We start from the raw sequence: 14,072 nt of genomic DNA, 5'->3' as shown, positions 1-14,072 counted from the left end.
TCAACCCGCGATAAAACTCACCCGGACCTTCAGCCCGCGTGGCTCGCCATCGTGCAGGCTGATCTGCGCCAGGTGCGCCCGGCAGATCTCGCCGACAATCGCCAGGCCCAGTCCCGAGCCCATGCCCTGCTGGTTGCGCCGATAGAAGCGTTCGAAGACCCGGTCGCGCTCTTCCAGGGGGATCCCCGGTCCGTCATCCTCCACTTCCAGCACCGCCGGCGCACTCACCCGCAGGATCACGTTGCCACCCACCGGTGTATGGGCCAAGGCGTTGTCCACCAGGTTGCTCAGCAACTCGTTGAGCAACGTCGGCTCGCCACGCAACCACACCGGCTCATCCGCTTCCAGCGCCAACGCAACGCCCCGGGCATGGGCCAGGGGAGCCATCGCCATGCCCAGTTCCCGCGCCAGCTGGCTCAGGTCGAGCAACTGCGCGCCACCTTCGGCAATCGCCCGCGCGCCGTTTTCCACCCGCGCCATCGACAGCAACTGGTTGGCCAGGTGCGTCAGGCGATCGGTGCCCTGGGCCGCGGTTTCCAGGGTGCTGCGCCAGGTGTCGGCGTCGGTGGCCCGCAAGCCCAGTTCCAGGCGCGCCTTCAACGCCGCCAGGGGAGTACGCAGCTCATGGGCGGCATCGGCGATAAACTGCCCCTGGCGCTCGAACTGCCGGCGCAGGCGCTCGGTGAAATGATTGAGGGCGCGCACCAGGGGCCACAATTCGTGCTGCACTTCCACCAACGGCAAGGGCCGCAGGTCATCCGACTGGCGCTCCTCCACCGCCGTGCGCAGGCGCTCCAGCGGACGCAACGCGGCACTCACGGCAAACCACACCAGCAACAAAGCGCCCACCGCGAGCATGCCCAATCGCAGCAGCGTATCGGCCATCAGGCTGCGGGCCATGTTGACCCGCGCCTCATCGGTCTCGGCCACGCGAATTTCCGCCATGCCGTTCATATTCGGCTCGCTGACCGCCTTGAGCAGACTCACCACCCGCACGTTCTGCCCGCGGTATTGCGCATCGTAGAACCGCGCCAGGGCCGGATAGTCATCGGTACGCGGGGTGCCGGGGGGCGGTGGCGGGAGGTTTTCGTAACCGGAAATCAGCTGCTGGTTGATGTCGTTGACCTGGTAGTAGATGCGTCCCGCGCTGTCATAGGCAAAGGTATCGAGCGCCACATATGGCACGTCGGCGCTGAGGGTGCCGTCGCGCTGCGAAAGGCCGGCGGCAATGGTTCGAGCCGACGCCAGCAACGTCCGGTCATAAGCCGTGTCGGCGGCTTCGCGACCATTCCAGTAGGCGCTCAAGCCGCTGGCGAGCATCAGCACCACCAGCAGCAGCGCAAGATTCCACAGCAACCGCCAACGCAGGCTGCTGGGCTTATGCATCGCGGTTTTCCAGCAGATAACCGAGACCACGGAAGGTCACGATGGCCACCGCATGGCCGTCGAGCTTCTTGCGCAGGCGGTGCACATAGATTTCGATGGCGTCGGGGCTGGCCTCCTCATCCAGGCCGAAGACCTGGGAAGCCAGTTGCTCCTTGCTCATCACCCGTCCCGGCCGGGCGATCAGTGCTTCAAGTACCGCCTGTTCGCGGGAGGTCAGGGTCAACAGGTCGTCGCCGAGGGTGAAGCGTCGGGTGTCCAGGTCGTAGACCAGCACCCCGCAGCGCTGCTGGCGCTCGCCGCCCAGCACGCTGCGGCGCAGCAAGGCCTTGACCCGGGCTTCCAGCTCCGTGAGCTCGAACGGCTTGGCCAGGTAATCGTCGGCCCCCAGGTTGAGGCCATGGACCCGGTCCTTCACATCGCTGCGAGCGGTCAGCATCAGCACCGGCAGGTTTTTCCCGCGGGCACGCAGGCGGGCCAGGACTTCGAAGCCATCCATGCGCGGCAACCCCACATCGAGGATCGCCACCGCGTACTCCTCGCTGCCCAGGGCCAGGTCCGCGGCGACCCCGTCGTGCAGCACGTCCACCGTCAGGCCCGCGCCCTTGAGCGCCTGGGCAACGCTTTCGGCCAACTGCAGATGGTCTTCGACCAGAAGCACACGCATGAATTTCCTACCTCGACTGGGGACCGTTGAACGTCCTTCTGGGCGCGGAGTTTACCCAATAAACCTACGCCCGGTAGCCAGCATTCCCCTTGTTTATCGGGCCTTTCATGCTGAAAGGTTGGTGAAAGGTTAAGCCTTTAGAGTCTCCCTACGGACAGTTCCGACTGCCGATTCCTACGCGATACCGCTGTATCCAGGATAGTAAAACCCCGAAAAACGCCACGATGCGTTTTCGCCAAGAATAAGAACAATAATGGAGTCCGACACGATGCTGTCTCTACAGCCCCAGGCTCGTCCTTGCCCTTTTCGGTCACACTGTGCCTCACGGCGCCCGCGCCCTGGCCGACCTCTCGTACCGCACCAACCACCCCGTACCTCTGCCCTGCCGCCGGGCAGGCGCGCTTGCGGGTAAGCGACTGCGTTGCCCCGCCACCCTCGAAACAAACCCATAACAACAACTCCCGTGGAGAGAACAATGGACCTGTCACTACGTAAACTCGCCCTCGCCGCCAGCGTCGTCCTGCTCGCCGGCCAAGCCCTGGCCGCCGAGCCCAAGCGCCCGGAATGCATCGCCCCGGCCTCGCCGGGCGGCGGCTTCGACCTGACCTGCAAGCTGGCGCAAAGCGCCCTGGTCAACGAGAAAGTCCTGAGCAAGCCGATGCGCGTGACCTACATGCCCGGCGGTGTCGGCGCCGTGGCCTACAACGCCGTGGTGGCCCAGCGCCCGGCCGACGCCGGGACCCTGGTGGCATGGTCCAGCGGCTCGCTGCTGAACCTGGCCCAGGGCAAGTTCGGCCGTTTCGATGAAAGCGCCGTGCGCTGGCTGGCCGCCGTCGGCACCAGCTATGGTGCCATCGCGGTGAAAAGCGATTCGCCGTACAAGAGCCTCGACGATCTGGTCAAGGCCCTGAAGAAGGACCCGAGCAGCGTCGTGATCGGTTCCGGCGGCACCGTCGGCAGCCAGGACTGGATGCAGACCGCACTGATCGCCAAGGCCGCCGGGATCAACCCGCGCGACCTGCGCTACGTGGCCCTCGAAGGCGGCGGCGAAATCGCCACCGCCCTGCTCGGCGGTCATATCCAGGTCGGCAGCACCGACATCTCCGACTCCATGCCGCACATCCTCAGCGGTGACATGCGCCTGCTGGCGGTGTTCTCCGAGCAGCGCCTGGACGAGCCGGAAATGAAAAACATCCCGACCGCCCGCGAACAGGGCTACGACATCGTCTGGCCAGTGGTGCGCGGTTTCTACCTCGGGCCGAAGGTCAGCGACGAAGACTACGCCTGGTGGAAAGACGCCTTCGACAAGCTGCTGGCTTCCGAAGAGTTCGCCAAGCTGCGCGACCAGCGCGAACTCTTCCCGTTCGCCATGACCGGCCCGGAGCTGGACACCTACGTGAAGAAGCAGGTTGCCGACTACAAAGTGCTGGCCAAGGAATTCGGCCTGATCCAGTGATCATCTTTCTCTAGTCGCGGCCACGCCTTCCGGTTACCGGTGGCGTGGCCCAGGAGTCCGTCATGCTCTTGCAACGCATTTTCGCCTTCACGCTGCTGCTGGCCTGCGCCGGCCTGGCGCTGATGGCCTGGCCCTACCAGGCCGCATTTTCCTATGAACCGGTGGGACCGCGGGCCTACCCGCTGCTGATGCTCGGCCTGATGGGCCTGGCGCTGTTGTACATGCTGTTCCGTCCGGCGCCGATCAAGCACAACGACGACGAGCCACCACTGGACCGCCAGACCCTGACCAAGATCGGCATCTGCACCGCACTGCTGCTGGTGTTCGCCGGCACCTTCGAGCCGTTGGGCTTCATCCTCAGCAGCATCCTGATCGGCGTGCCGATGGCACGCCTGTACGGCGGTCGCTGGCTGCCCAGCGTGGTGATCATCAGCCTGATGAGCGTCGGGCTTTATCTGCTGTTCGATAAAGCCATGGACGTGCCACTGCCCCTCGGACTGCTCGACGTTCTGGAGAACTGACATGGATACTTTCAGCTATTTGGGCCAGGGCTTCGGCGTCGCGCTCAGCCCCTACAACCTGGTCACCGCCCTCTGCGGCACCCTGATCGGCACCGTGGTCGGCCTGTTGCCGGGCCTGGGCCCGATCAACGGCGTCGCCCTGCTGATCCCGATTGCCTTCGCCCTCGGCCTGCCGCCGGAATCGGCGCTGATCCTGCTGGCGGCGGTCTACCTGGGCTGCGAATACGGCGGACGGATCAGCTCGATCCTGCTCAACATCCCTGGTGAAGCCTCCACCGTGATGACCACCCTCGACGGCTACCCGATGGCCCGCCAGGGCCTGGCCGGCGTGGCGCTGTCGCTGTCGGCCTGGAGCTCGTTCATCGGTGCCTTTATCGCCACCTGCGGCATGGTGCTGTTCGCCCCGCTGCTGGCGAAATGGGCCATCGCCTTCGGTCCGGCGGAGTACTTCGTGCTGATGGTCTTCGCCATTGTCTGCCTCGGCGGCATGGCCGGCGACCGACCGCTGAAGACCTTTATCGCGGCGCTGATCGGCCTGTTCCTGTCCAGTGTCGGGATCGATGCCAACAGCGGCGTCTACCGCTTCACCGGGGACAATATCCACCTCACCGACGGCATCCAGTTCGTCGTGCTGGTCCTGGGTCTGTTCTCCATCAGCGAAATCCTTCTGCTGCTGGAAAAGACCCATCATGGCCAGGAGGCCGTGAAAGCCACAGGGCGGATGATGTTCAACTTCAAGGAAGCGGCGTCGGTGTTCGTGGTGAACATCCGTTGCGGTCTGCTGGGCTTTATCATGGGCGTGTTGCCGGGTGCCGGCGCGACCCTCGCCAGTGCCGTGGCCTACATGACCGAGAAGCGCATCGCCGGTGCCGGCGGGACCTTCGGCCAGGGCGACAAGCGTGGCCTCGCCGCGCCGGAAACCGCCATCGGCGCCTCGGCCTGTGGCGCGCTGGTACCGATGCTGACCCTCGGCGTCCCCGGCTCGGGTACCACCGCGGTGATGATCGGCGCCCTGTCGCTGTACAACATCACCCCGGGGCCGCTGCTGTTCCAGCAGCAACCGGATATCGTCTGGGGCCTGATCGCCTCGCTGTTCATCGCCAACATCATGCTGGTGATCCTCAATATCCCGATGATCCGCATCTTCACCCGCATCCTCGCCGTGCCGAACTGGGCGCTGGTGCCGGTGATCGCCATCATCACCGCGATCGGCGTCTACGCGGTGCATGCCACCACCTTCGATCTGTTCCTGATGATCGGCATCGGCATCTTCGGCTACATCCTGCGCAAGCTGGACTTCCCGCTGTCGCCGGTACTGCTGGGCTTTATCCTCGGCGGGCTGATGGAGTCGAACCTGCGCCGGGCGCTGTCGATTTCCAACGGTGCGCTGGAGATCCTCTGGTCGAGCCCGATCAGCCTCGGCGTCTGGGTCCTGACCTTCATCATGCTGTCGATGCCGCTGCTGCGCATCTGGCGCAAGCGTGCCGCCCAGCGTCGTGCCCTGGCCAATGCGTGAGAAAGCCTTCAGGGACTGGTGGGGAACGCCGCTGGTCGGCTTGGTCGGCGGTTACCTCGCCAGCCAGGTCGGCTGGCCGCTGCCGTGGATGGTCGGCTCGTTGCTGGCGATCATCCTGGTGCGCTGCCTGACTCCCTGGCAACTGGCGGAAATCCCCGGCGGGCGCAAGACCGGCCAGTGGGTGGTCGGCATCGGCATCGGCCTGCACTTCACCCCGGTGGTGATGGAGCAGGTCCTCGCGCATTTCGGCCTGATCTTTTTCGGCGCGCTGGTCACCAGCCTCTCCAGCGTACTCGGCGTCTGGTTGCTGCGGCGCACTGGCGAGGATCGCGCCACGGCGTTCTTCTCCAGCATGCCGGGCGGCTCCGGGGAGATGGTCAACCTCGGCGCGCGCAATGGCGCGGTGCTCAGCCGGGTCGCGGCGGGACAGAGCCTGCGGGTGCTGGTGGTGGTGCTGTGCGTACCGGCCGCCTTCAAGTACCTGCTCGGCGATGGCGTGCCGCTGGGCGGTGCGAGTGTCGTCGACTGGCGCTGGCTGGCCGTGCTGTTCCCCCTGGGCGCCCTGCTCGCCTGGCTCTGGCAGCGCTTGCGCCAGCCCAATCCGTGGTTGTTCGGACCGTTGCTGGTGAGTGCGACGGTAAGCATCGCCTGGGACCTGCATATCGGCCTGCCCAACGGCGGCAGCCAGATCGGCCAATGGCTGATCGGCAGCGGCCTGGGTTGTCATTTCAATCGCGAATTCTTTCGCCGCGCGCCCTCGTTCATGGGCCGTACACTGATCGGCACCGCCTTGACCATGCTGATCGCCAGCCTCTCGGCCTGGGCCCTGAGTGCGCTGACCCACCTCGATCTGCGTTCGCTGACCCTGGGCATGATGCCCGGCGGTATCGCGGAAATGAGCCTGACCGCCGAGACCCTGCAACTGTCGGTGCCGCTGGTGACGGCGATGCAGGTGATGCGCTTGTTGTTCGTGCTGTTTCTGGCGGAACCGTTGTTTCGCTATTGGAGCCGGCAGGCTTGAGGGACTGCCTGGCTTACAGGTCGAGCAACCCTTTCCTTGCGGATCAATGCCGAGTCATCAGCAAGGAAAGAGTTTCAGGAAAACCGCCTATCCACCTGGATCTGGCGCCTGTTGGTTTCATTTGTCAGTAGGTTAATCTAAAGAGAAGTCGAACTGACTCACCGACATTACTTACGACGTAATAGAGGTTTATGAGATCGAGATGCTCTCCCCAATACAAAAAATGGCGATTTTCAATCTTTATTGTCGCCTTGCCGCTTGACGCTTCAGACGCGGAAACCGTATGGGGAATTTGGAAACGATCTACAAGTCTATCCCCCACAAGAAGAATGGAGTCCCCTGCCTTGATACCATCGTACCTGACCTCTGCGGTGGCAGGCCCTCCTCCCAGATCCGGGACGTGAAGCACATCACCTGAAAGTTCAAGAAGATGAGGTTGTGGCAAAGTATATTTAATCACTTCTGTTGAATCCGTCATTACCCTGACTCCTTTAATAAAACCAGATATCAGAAAATCCGACATGGGCAGTAATCCACCGTGCCCATGCCTTCATTTCCCCAGGCCATTCCAACAACAAATCAACACCCCGGAAACTGTCAAAAATGACAGTCCCGACAAAAGGTCCTGGGAAACCGGAGAAGCTGGAATCAGCCTTACAGCCCCAGTTCCCTTACTCGCACATTGTCCACCGCGTAATCGTTCCCCAGCCCGGTCGCGACATGGTTATACAGTTGTAAGCGCATGGTGCTGGCTGTCGCGGTAAACACACCTTTCAAGGTCTGCCAGTTCTGATGAGAAATGGTCACAGGTCCCACCAATGATTTACCCTCGACCCACAGAGACACTATGGGAGCGCTCGGCACATCGTTCACGCGTCGAATGGCAATACTGAACTCATATTTCATACCCGGTTCAAGGCCGCGGTAGTCTCGATACAGAAACACACCGTTGGATTGATTCGTGTACGTCCAGTTGTACAAGAACCAGTTACCGTCCTCGTGCTTGATGACCAGGTCACGGGGATCCGCCGCGGCGGGGCCTTTGAGCCAGCTGTTCCAGTCACCGTTGTCAAACGGGGTCAGGTCATCGAAGGGCAGGCGTACCGTCAGTTCCAGTACCGGGAACCTCACGGCCTCACTTTCATTGGCACTGCCATCGGCGGTGACCTTGCAGGTGAAGCTCAGGGGGCTGACGTTTTCCAGTTGCTCAAGCTGGGCACGCGACACCGGCGAGCGCAGCCCACTGCCGACCTGGCCCGCCGTCACCGGCTCGCCCTGCAGGATCCTGAAGATCACCGGATTGCCCTTCTTCCCGACCCCGAGGCCCGTCAACCAGACCTTCTGCCCCGGCTGGATGAACCACCACGGTTCCACCGTGATCGTGGCATCGCCGATAAAGGTACGCACGTCGAGAATGCCTCGGGTCGCCTGCGGCACCACCGGTGTCGGCAACCGGACGGGCACGCTGATCTGCAGATCGAGATCCGGAGAAGTCGCCACCTTGCAGCGGCCGGTGACGGTATAGCGGATCGGTATCGTCTTGCCGATCCCCTGGATCACCGCCTCGCGCGGAATATGAAAATCGACATGCCCCGGTTCGTCGTTACCGGGTTTCGGCTCCAGCGGCAGGCAGCCCCCGGTATCGCGTTGCCAGCAGGGCTGAATGCTGTGCCGGGCATTGATGGCCTCGTATTCCACCCGCAGCGTCACCCCGTCCCTGCCGTTGTAGACGGTCAGGAGCGAACCGACGGCCTCACGGACAGTGGGCGCCTTCAGGACCCAATCCTCCTGGGTGATTTCCAGCGTCAGGGTCGGGAACAGCGTGGCCGTGGGCTTATCGGCAATCCCGTTGAAATTCACCGCGAAGTGCACCTCGAATCGACTGCAGTCCGCCAGCTTTTGCAGTTGGGCACGTGGCAGCAGGCTGCTCACGCCCGTCTCCAGCCACTCGGCATCCAGCGGCTCGCCGGCGAGCACCTGAAAGCTGTAGGGGCTGCCATCCTCCAGCTCGCCGGTCACCCAGAGCCAGCAAGGCTGTCCAAGCGCCCGGTAGTCCCAGGGTTCGACCACACAATCGGCATCCCCGGCAAAGGTATTGAGGTCCAGCTTGCCGGCAGTGGCTTGCTCCACCATCGGTGTCGGCAGTTGGCTGATATCGAGCACCGTCACCCGGCGCGGCGGTGAGGGCCAGAACACGCCCGAGCTTTGCGTCACGCTATAGGACACCGTGACCGTCTGGAGCAAGTTCGCACTGATGGCCGACGGCGGTACCCGGAACTCGATGGACGTTTCGCCTTCCCGTACCTCACCGCACTCAAGCGCCGGCGAACCGGCCCCGGGCGTACCCTCCCAGGCGGGACAGACCCAATCCCCCGCGCTCATGCCGCTATAGGCCACCACGATGGTTGCACCCTCGGTGGTGTTGACCGGATTCAGCAGCCAGCCGTCGGCCCCGTCCTGGGTCGATTCACGGACACCGGGCGGCGGCAGGACCAGCCTGACCGGCACATGCATCGTCAGCTCCAGCGGTTTCAGGCTAATGGCATCGCCCTGCCCATGATCAATCTTGCAGGTGACCGTCAGCAGGCTCAGATCGGCCAGTTGCTCCAGGTCCTCACGCGGCAGCGGACGATTCAGCCCTTCGCCCACCTCGCTTTCCGTGACCGTTTCGCCCTGCATCAGCACGATCTCGAGCAGGCTGCCGTCGCGCCGGGTCCCCGTGGCCTGCAACCAGACCTTTTGCCCGGCCTGGATAAACGGCCAGGGCGCCACGGTGCACTCGGCATCGCCGTCGAATGTGCGGATATCGAGCATGCCTTCGCGGGCCTGGGCGACTTTTGGAGCGGGCAGCGGGTCCTTGTTCAGCGTGATAAACGATATTCCCGGCCAGAACATGATGTCGTGGGATTGCCCACCGAAAGACATAAGAAAAACGAAGTGGAGAATGCTGCCGGAAGGGTACGTGGCGTATACGTCACTGGGAAACCTGCGTTGCCAGCCAAAACGGATATCCACCTCGGTCACCGGTTCTCGGTGCTGGAGCCGAAAGTAGTCTCTTTCGCCGTCAGGCTTCTCGATATGAGTCCATACCGTAACCCGGCAGTCCGACGTAATAAACGGCCAGGCATCGATTTGGAGGATGAAATGATCGTCGCTCAGCGCTGACAGAAACAGGGTATTGTCGAACACTGGCAATATTTTCTGCGGCGGGAACGTGCTCTGCCGCGCGACCCTGACATCGGCCACCTGCGACTTGAACGTCTCTTCATCGCGGGTCACCGTGTAGAAAAAACGGGCATACATGTCCAGGACATACCCGACATAGTCATAGGGCACCGTGAAATGGACCACGCCCTCGGCATTCCCGTACACGGGCTCTATCGGGGCAAACTCTTCATCCGGCAGCAGGCCCGGCCAGCAGAAGCGGATCAGGTCGGTCGGCAGCATGTCGGGGTATCGGACCTCGACAGGCGTACCGTCCAATGGCACCAGAAGACTGTCAAGGCGCCCGCCATCGGCATCCAGCAATTTGGCTTCGGGCAAATCGAGCTCGGCAAGCGGTGTTTCTTTCATCAGGACGACTCCTGCTCGGAACATGGGCCATCGGCCGCCCACCGCCACTGCGCGTTGACCTTATTTGAAGTTCCGGGAAGGGGTAATGTCTACTGTCAGAAATGACAGTCTTGACCTTAAATAAGAGGAAAACCGACCGACGGGTTTTCACTGCCGTTCCACGCTGCGGGACCATGCCTCAGGTCCCGTGTTCCTCCTGAACGGGGGAACATCGCGTTCCCCCGTTTCTTGTCAGACAGACTCAGTGTACTCAGCCCCACAGGGTAAAGAAGTCCATGATGATGTAATCGTTACTGACCACTTCCACGGAGGCAATGCGTTCACCCACGGGCGCAGAGTAGTCGACCCAATAATTGATGACCCCCGTTCCTCCTCCTGTGAGAGCACGCTCTTCCAGGAGCCGCCCCTGTTTGTTATAGAAAAAGATCGTCGCGGACAGATTGAGGTACATGAAGGAAAATCTGACCCGCAGGTACTCCAGCTTGAGCGCCAGGCGCGCACGCTGTGTTCCCGAGTTTGCAATGCTCATGGCGAGCGAGTGCCCGGAGACCATGTCCGGATTGTTGTTGTCGGTGTATTGGATTATACCGGCCTCTCCCCGAGAGTCGGGCAACAAGGTAACCGTCATCGTCGGCGCCTCGATGCTTTGCCCCGCCGTGATCTTCTTCAAGGGGACCGTCTCGAATCTTTCGTAGTCGATGACCGCCCTGAGCACCTTCAACGTCAGCGGCACAAAGCTGATCGCCTGGCTTTCCTGAGTGCTGCCATCGGCGGTGACCTTGCAGGTAAAGGTCAGCTCGCTTTGATTTTTCAATGAGTCGAGAACCGTCCGCTGCAAGATCCTGTGCAGCCCCTTGCCCACCTCATCCAACGTCACGGCCGCGCCATTGATGACCGTGAAGGTGTAGTTACTGCCATTTTGCAAAGTCCCGACCCCACGCAACCAGCACTTCTGCCCGGCCAGGATGAACCACCATTTTTCAACCGTGATATCGGCATTGCCAACAAAAGTCCGCAGATCCAGAACGCCTCCGGTCGCCTGTCGTACCACCGGCGCAGGCAGGCGCGTGGGCAGCAGGATGTTCAACCGGAGCAAGGGCGAGGTGGCATTCTTGCACGGGCTGGTCACCGAATAACTGACGGGGACGGTCTTGCCCATTCCGGCAATCACTGCTTCGCGTGGTACATGGAAATCGACATGACCCGGATCACTGTTGCCGTCCTGGGCGTCAATCGGCACAAAACTGCCATCGGGACGTTGCCAGCGGACCTGGATGCTCTGCCGAGCATTCATCCGCTCATACTCCACCCGTACGGTGGCCCCGTCCTGTGCATTGAACGGTGTCAGCGTCGAGCCTACCGCCTCCAGCACCGAGGGCTCGTGCAACGTCAGGTTCTCTTGCACAAGGTGCAGCTCCAGCAGCGGAAAAACGACTGCCGACGACTTGTCCGAGCGACCATCGAAGTTGACCGCGAAATACACCGTCAGCGTGCTGCAATCCGCCAGTTTCTCCAGTTCGTGCCGCAACACTCCCGCAACCACTCCTTGCACCACGCCTTCGGCCGGCAGGGGTTCGCCCTCAAGCACCTCGAGAACATGGGGAGAACCATCCTCCAATTCTCCCGTGATCCACAGCCAGCAGGGTTGGTCCCGGGCAATGAAGTCCCAAGGCTCCACCGTGCACTCGATATCGCCTTCGAACGTGTTGAGATCCAATACGTCAAGGGTGGCCTGGCTCACCGCGGGAGTCGGCAACCCTGCCAGGGCCATGATCTGCAGGGACAACTCGGGTGACGGGAGTGTCTGCCCCCTGTACTCCACGAAGTAACCGACCTCTACGGTGGTACCGAGATTGGCCGTCACTGCCGAAGGCGGCACGGGGAAATCGACATGACCGTCACGACTCCCGGACGCAGAGCCCAAGACAGGTGTGCCCAATCCGGGCTGCCCTGTCCAGAAAGGGTGAATGATGTGATGGATGCTCATGTGCTCATAGGCAACCCGCACCGTCGCGCCGTCGATGGCATTGATCGGATTCAACAGCGAACCGGATGCCTGCAGTACGCTTGGCGCAATCAGTTCGAGGGCTTCCTGAAGCACCTTGAGCCGCAGTTCCGGAAACCAGATCGCGGTACTCTCATCGGCCGGGCCATGACTGTTGACACCAAAGTGCACAGACAAGTAACTGCCATCGCGCAGCTGTTTCAGTGCTCCACGTGGCAAGAGAGTGCTCAGTCCCTGGAATTCGCCATCGGGAACAAACGGCTCGCCCTGCAACACATCGATACGCAATGAGCTTCCGTCATCGAGCTCACCGATGACATGCAGCCAGGTCGGCTGCCCCGTCTGGGCGAAAGGCCAGCGGGCGACCCGGCATTGTGGGTCACCGCGGACAACCTCAAGGTCCAACAGCCCATCCGGTGCTTGCGGTACCTCCGGGGTAGGCAGGGGGTCCTTGTTCAGCCCTACAAAGGCTATCCCTGGAAGGAACCGGATGCTGTGGGACTGGCCGCCGAAAGAGGCAAACAAATCGAAGAACAGTATGCTGCCGGAAGGGCTCGTGGCGTATACGTCACTGGAAAACCGGCGAGTCCAGCCGACACGGATATCCGTCGCGGTCACCCGCTCCTGTGTCACGAGACGGAAGTTGATTCTTTCACCGCCGGGCTTTTCGACATGCGCCCACACCGTGACCCGGCAGTCCGACGTGATAAACGGCCAGGGGTCCATCTGCAACGTGAAATGATCGTCACTCAGCGCCGACAGGAACAGGGTATTGTCGATCAACGGCACAAGGTGCAGAAGCGGAAAGGTGCTCGGTCGCGTGATCCTGACCGTGTCCGCCCGCGACTTGAACGTCTCTTCATCGCGGGTCACCGTGTAGAAAAAACTGGCATACATGTCCAGGACATAGCCGACATAGTCATAGGGCACCCTGAACTGGACCACGCCATCGGCATTCCCGTACACAGGCTCTATCGGGGCAAACTCTTCATCCGGCAACAGGCCCGGCCAGCAGAAGCGGATCAGGTCGGTCGGCAGCATATCGGGGTATCGGACTTCGACAGGCGTGCCGTCCAAGGGCACCAGAAGACTGTCAAGGTGCCCGCCATCGGCATCCAGCAATTTGGCTTCGGGCAAGTCGAGCTCGGCAAGCGGTTGCTCTTTCATCACGCACACTCCTGTTCGGAACATGGGCTATCGGCTGCCCGCCGCCACTGCGCGTTGAGGTCATTTGAAGTTTCGGGAGAGGGAATGTCTACTGTCAGAAATGACAGTTTCAGCCGCGCAAGGCTGTAAAGTGGACCAACGGTTTCACACTCTTTTTCCAATGACCATTCGTCGATACTGTCATTTCTGACAGGTAGCCCTTCCTGCCACTTCGGTGTCGAATGAATCACCAAGCCTCAGAAAATACCTCTTTGATTCGCTGACACGCCGAGTACCAGCAGAGAGAGGCAGTGCAACGCGCAGTCTTCAACAGGCTTGCTACTTTCAGGGATGAAAAAACGCTCAGTGAAAGCAAATCCGGCTCAATCACTTTTTTCATAGAGGCGTCTTTATGACAACTAAAATAGTGGTAATGGCAGGCAACAAGAAAACAGCGTTTAAAGCAAAGGCAGAAGTTTTAGTCGTCCCCGTCCAAGGAGATGTCATCAATGGCCAGCTAGCTCCAGGAAAACGCTCGCTGGTGACCTTGAGAGAACATAAACTCGAAGAAGATGGCAGTTACTTAATCATCCTCCACCTCGCGGACTATGAATAAACGATCTGGTTAAAGCCCCTCCTGGCAAGCACTTGACGCGACCGCGATAGAGAATTGAAAGGGGAATAAGACTCCCCTTTTCAATTTGAAATCACCGGTACAGACCACTCGTCGCCACTGTCATTTCTGACAGCTAGCCAGCCACTCCCTCCCGACGTTGAATGGTCT

The 14,072-nt window shown here is 61.4% G+C and carries 10 protein-coding genes; 5 read left to right on the top strand and 5 right to left on the bottom strand.

Going from position 1 to position 14,072, the window contains the following annotated elements; translation table 11 throughout:
- Positions 1-1,386 carry a sensor histidine kinase gene (locus HX881_RS17985; RefSeq protein WP_177085781.1) on the bottom strand — a complete coding sequence of 462 codons (1,386 nt, stop codon included), beginning with the start codon at positions 1,384-1,386 and terminating at the stop codon, positions 1-3.
- Entirely contained in the window at positions 1,379-2,050 is a 672-nt protein-coding gene (locus HX881_RS17980; protein WP_017127579.1) for a response regulator, read from the bottom strand. The genes HX881_RS17985 and HX881_RS17980 overlap by 8 nt, the downstream gene beginning before the upstream one ends.
- A 475-nt stretch (positions 2,051-2,525) precedes the next feature.
- Here HX881_RS17980 and HX881_RS17975 point away from each other — a divergent pair, with 475 nt between their 5' ends.
- From HX881_RS17975 to HX881_RS17960, 4 genes are all read left to right on the top strand, one after another.
- Positions 2,526-3,506, top strand: a complete 981-nt coding sequence (locus tag HX881_RS17975) for a Bug family tripartite tricarboxylate transporter substrate binding protein (RefSeq protein WP_177085779.1) — start codon at positions 2,526-2,528, stop codon at positions 3,504-3,506.
- 62 nt (positions 3,507-3,568) lie between these two features.
- Entirely contained in the window at positions 3,569-4,027 is a 459-nt protein-coding gene (locus HX881_RS17970) for a tripartite tricarboxylate transporter TctB family protein (protein WP_177085777.1), read from the top strand.
- Position 4,028: 1 nt separating this feature from the next.
- Positions 4,029-5,543, top strand: a complete 1,515-nt coding sequence (locus tag HX881_RS17965; protein WP_177085775.1) for a tripartite tricarboxylate transporter permease — start codon at positions 4,029-4,031, stop codon at positions 5,541-5,543.
- Positions 5,536-6,564: an AbrB family transcriptional regulator gene (locus HX881_RS17960; RefSeq protein ID WP_177085773.1), complete on the top strand. Its 1,029-nt coding sequence runs from the start codon at positions 5,536-5,538 to the stop codon at positions 6,562-6,564. Before HX881_RS17965 ends, HX881_RS17960 begins: the two co-directional genes overlap by 8 nt.
- A gap of 124 nt (positions 6,565-6,688) precedes the next feature.
- Here the strand turns inward: HX881_RS17960 and HX881_RS17955 are convergent, their stop codons facing one another.
- The 3 genes from HX881_RS17955 to HX881_RS17945 all read right to left on the bottom strand — a co-directional run bounded on the left by HX881_RS17955 (position 6,689) and on the right by HX881_RS17945 (position 13,309).
- On the bottom strand, positions 6,689-7,087 hold the full coding sequence (locus HX881_RS17955; RefSeq protein ID WP_177085771.1) for a hypothetical protein: 399 nt from the start codon (positions 7,085-7,087) through the stop codon (positions 6,689-6,691).
- Between the two features lie 131 nt (positions 7,088-7,218).
- Positions 7,219-10,137, bottom strand: a complete 2,919-nt coding sequence (locus HX881_RS17950) for a hypothetical protein (protein ID WP_177085769.1) — start codon at positions 10,135-10,137, stop codon at positions 7,219-7,221.
- Positions 10,138-10,387: 250 nt separating this feature from the next.
- On the bottom strand, positions 10,388-13,309 hold the full coding sequence (locus tag HX881_RS17945) for a hypothetical protein (protein ID WP_177085767.1): 2,922 nt from the start codon (positions 13,307-13,309) through the stop codon (positions 10,388-10,390).
- 391 nt (positions 13,310-13,700) lie between these two features.
- On the opposite strand from HX881_RS17945, the gene HX881_RS17940 reads away from it, so the two are divergent.
- Positions 13,701-13,904, top strand: a complete 204-nt coding sequence (locus HX881_RS17940; RefSeq protein ID WP_177085765.1) for a hypothetical protein — start codon at positions 13,701-13,703, stop codon at positions 13,902-13,904.
- The last annotated feature ends 168 nt before the right edge of the window (positions 13,905-14,072 follow it).

Source organism: Pseudomonas gingeri, from assembly GCF_013386115.1.
GTDB lineage: Bacteria > Pseudomonadota > Gammaproteobacteria > Pseudomonadales > Pseudomonadaceae > Aquipseudomonas > Aquipseudomonas gingeri.
The sequence above is the reverse complement of the archived record's forward strand: the minus strand, read 5'-3'. Positions and strand labels throughout refer to the sequence as shown.

Coding starts and splice junctions, on each gene's coding strand:
- HX881_RS17960 (WP_177085773.1), top strand. CDS start 5,536: ATGCGTGAGAAAGCCTTCAGGGACTGGTGGGGAACGCCGCTGGTCGGC.
- HX881_RS17985 (WP_177085781.1), bottom strand. CDS start 1,386: ATGCATAAGCCCAGCAGCCTGCGTTGGCGGTTGCTGTGGAATCTTGCG.
- HX881_RS17940 (WP_177085765.1), top strand. CDS start 13,701: ATGACAACTAAAATAGTGGTAATGGCAGGCAACAAGAAAACAGCGTTT.
- HX881_RS17965 (WP_177085775.1), top strand. CDS start 4,029: ATGGATACTTTCAGCTATTTGGGCCAGGGCTTCGGCGTCGCGCTCAGC.
- HX881_RS17945 (WP_177085767.1), bottom strand. CDS start 13,309: ATGAAAGAGCAACCGCTTGCCGAGCTCGACTTGCCCGAAGCCAAATTG.
- HX881_RS17955 (WP_177085771.1), bottom strand. CDS start 7,087: ATGTCGGATTTTCTGATATCTGGTTTTATTAAAGGAGTCAGGGTAATG.
- HX881_RS17980 (WP_017127579.1), bottom strand. CDS start 2,050: ATGCGTGTGCTTCTGGTCGAAGACCATCTGCAGTTGGCCGAAAGCGTT.
- HX881_RS17975 (WP_177085779.1), top strand. CDS start 2,526: ATGGACCTGTCACTACGTAAACTCGCCCTCGCCGCCAGCGTCGTCCTG.
- HX881_RS17970 (WP_177085777.1), top strand. CDS start 3,569: ATGCTCTTGCAACGCATTTTCGCCTTCACGCTGCTGCTGGCCTGCGCC.
- HX881_RS17950 (WP_177085769.1), bottom strand. CDS start 10,137: ATGAAAGAAACACCGCTTGCCGAGCTCGATTTGCCCGAAGCCAAATTG.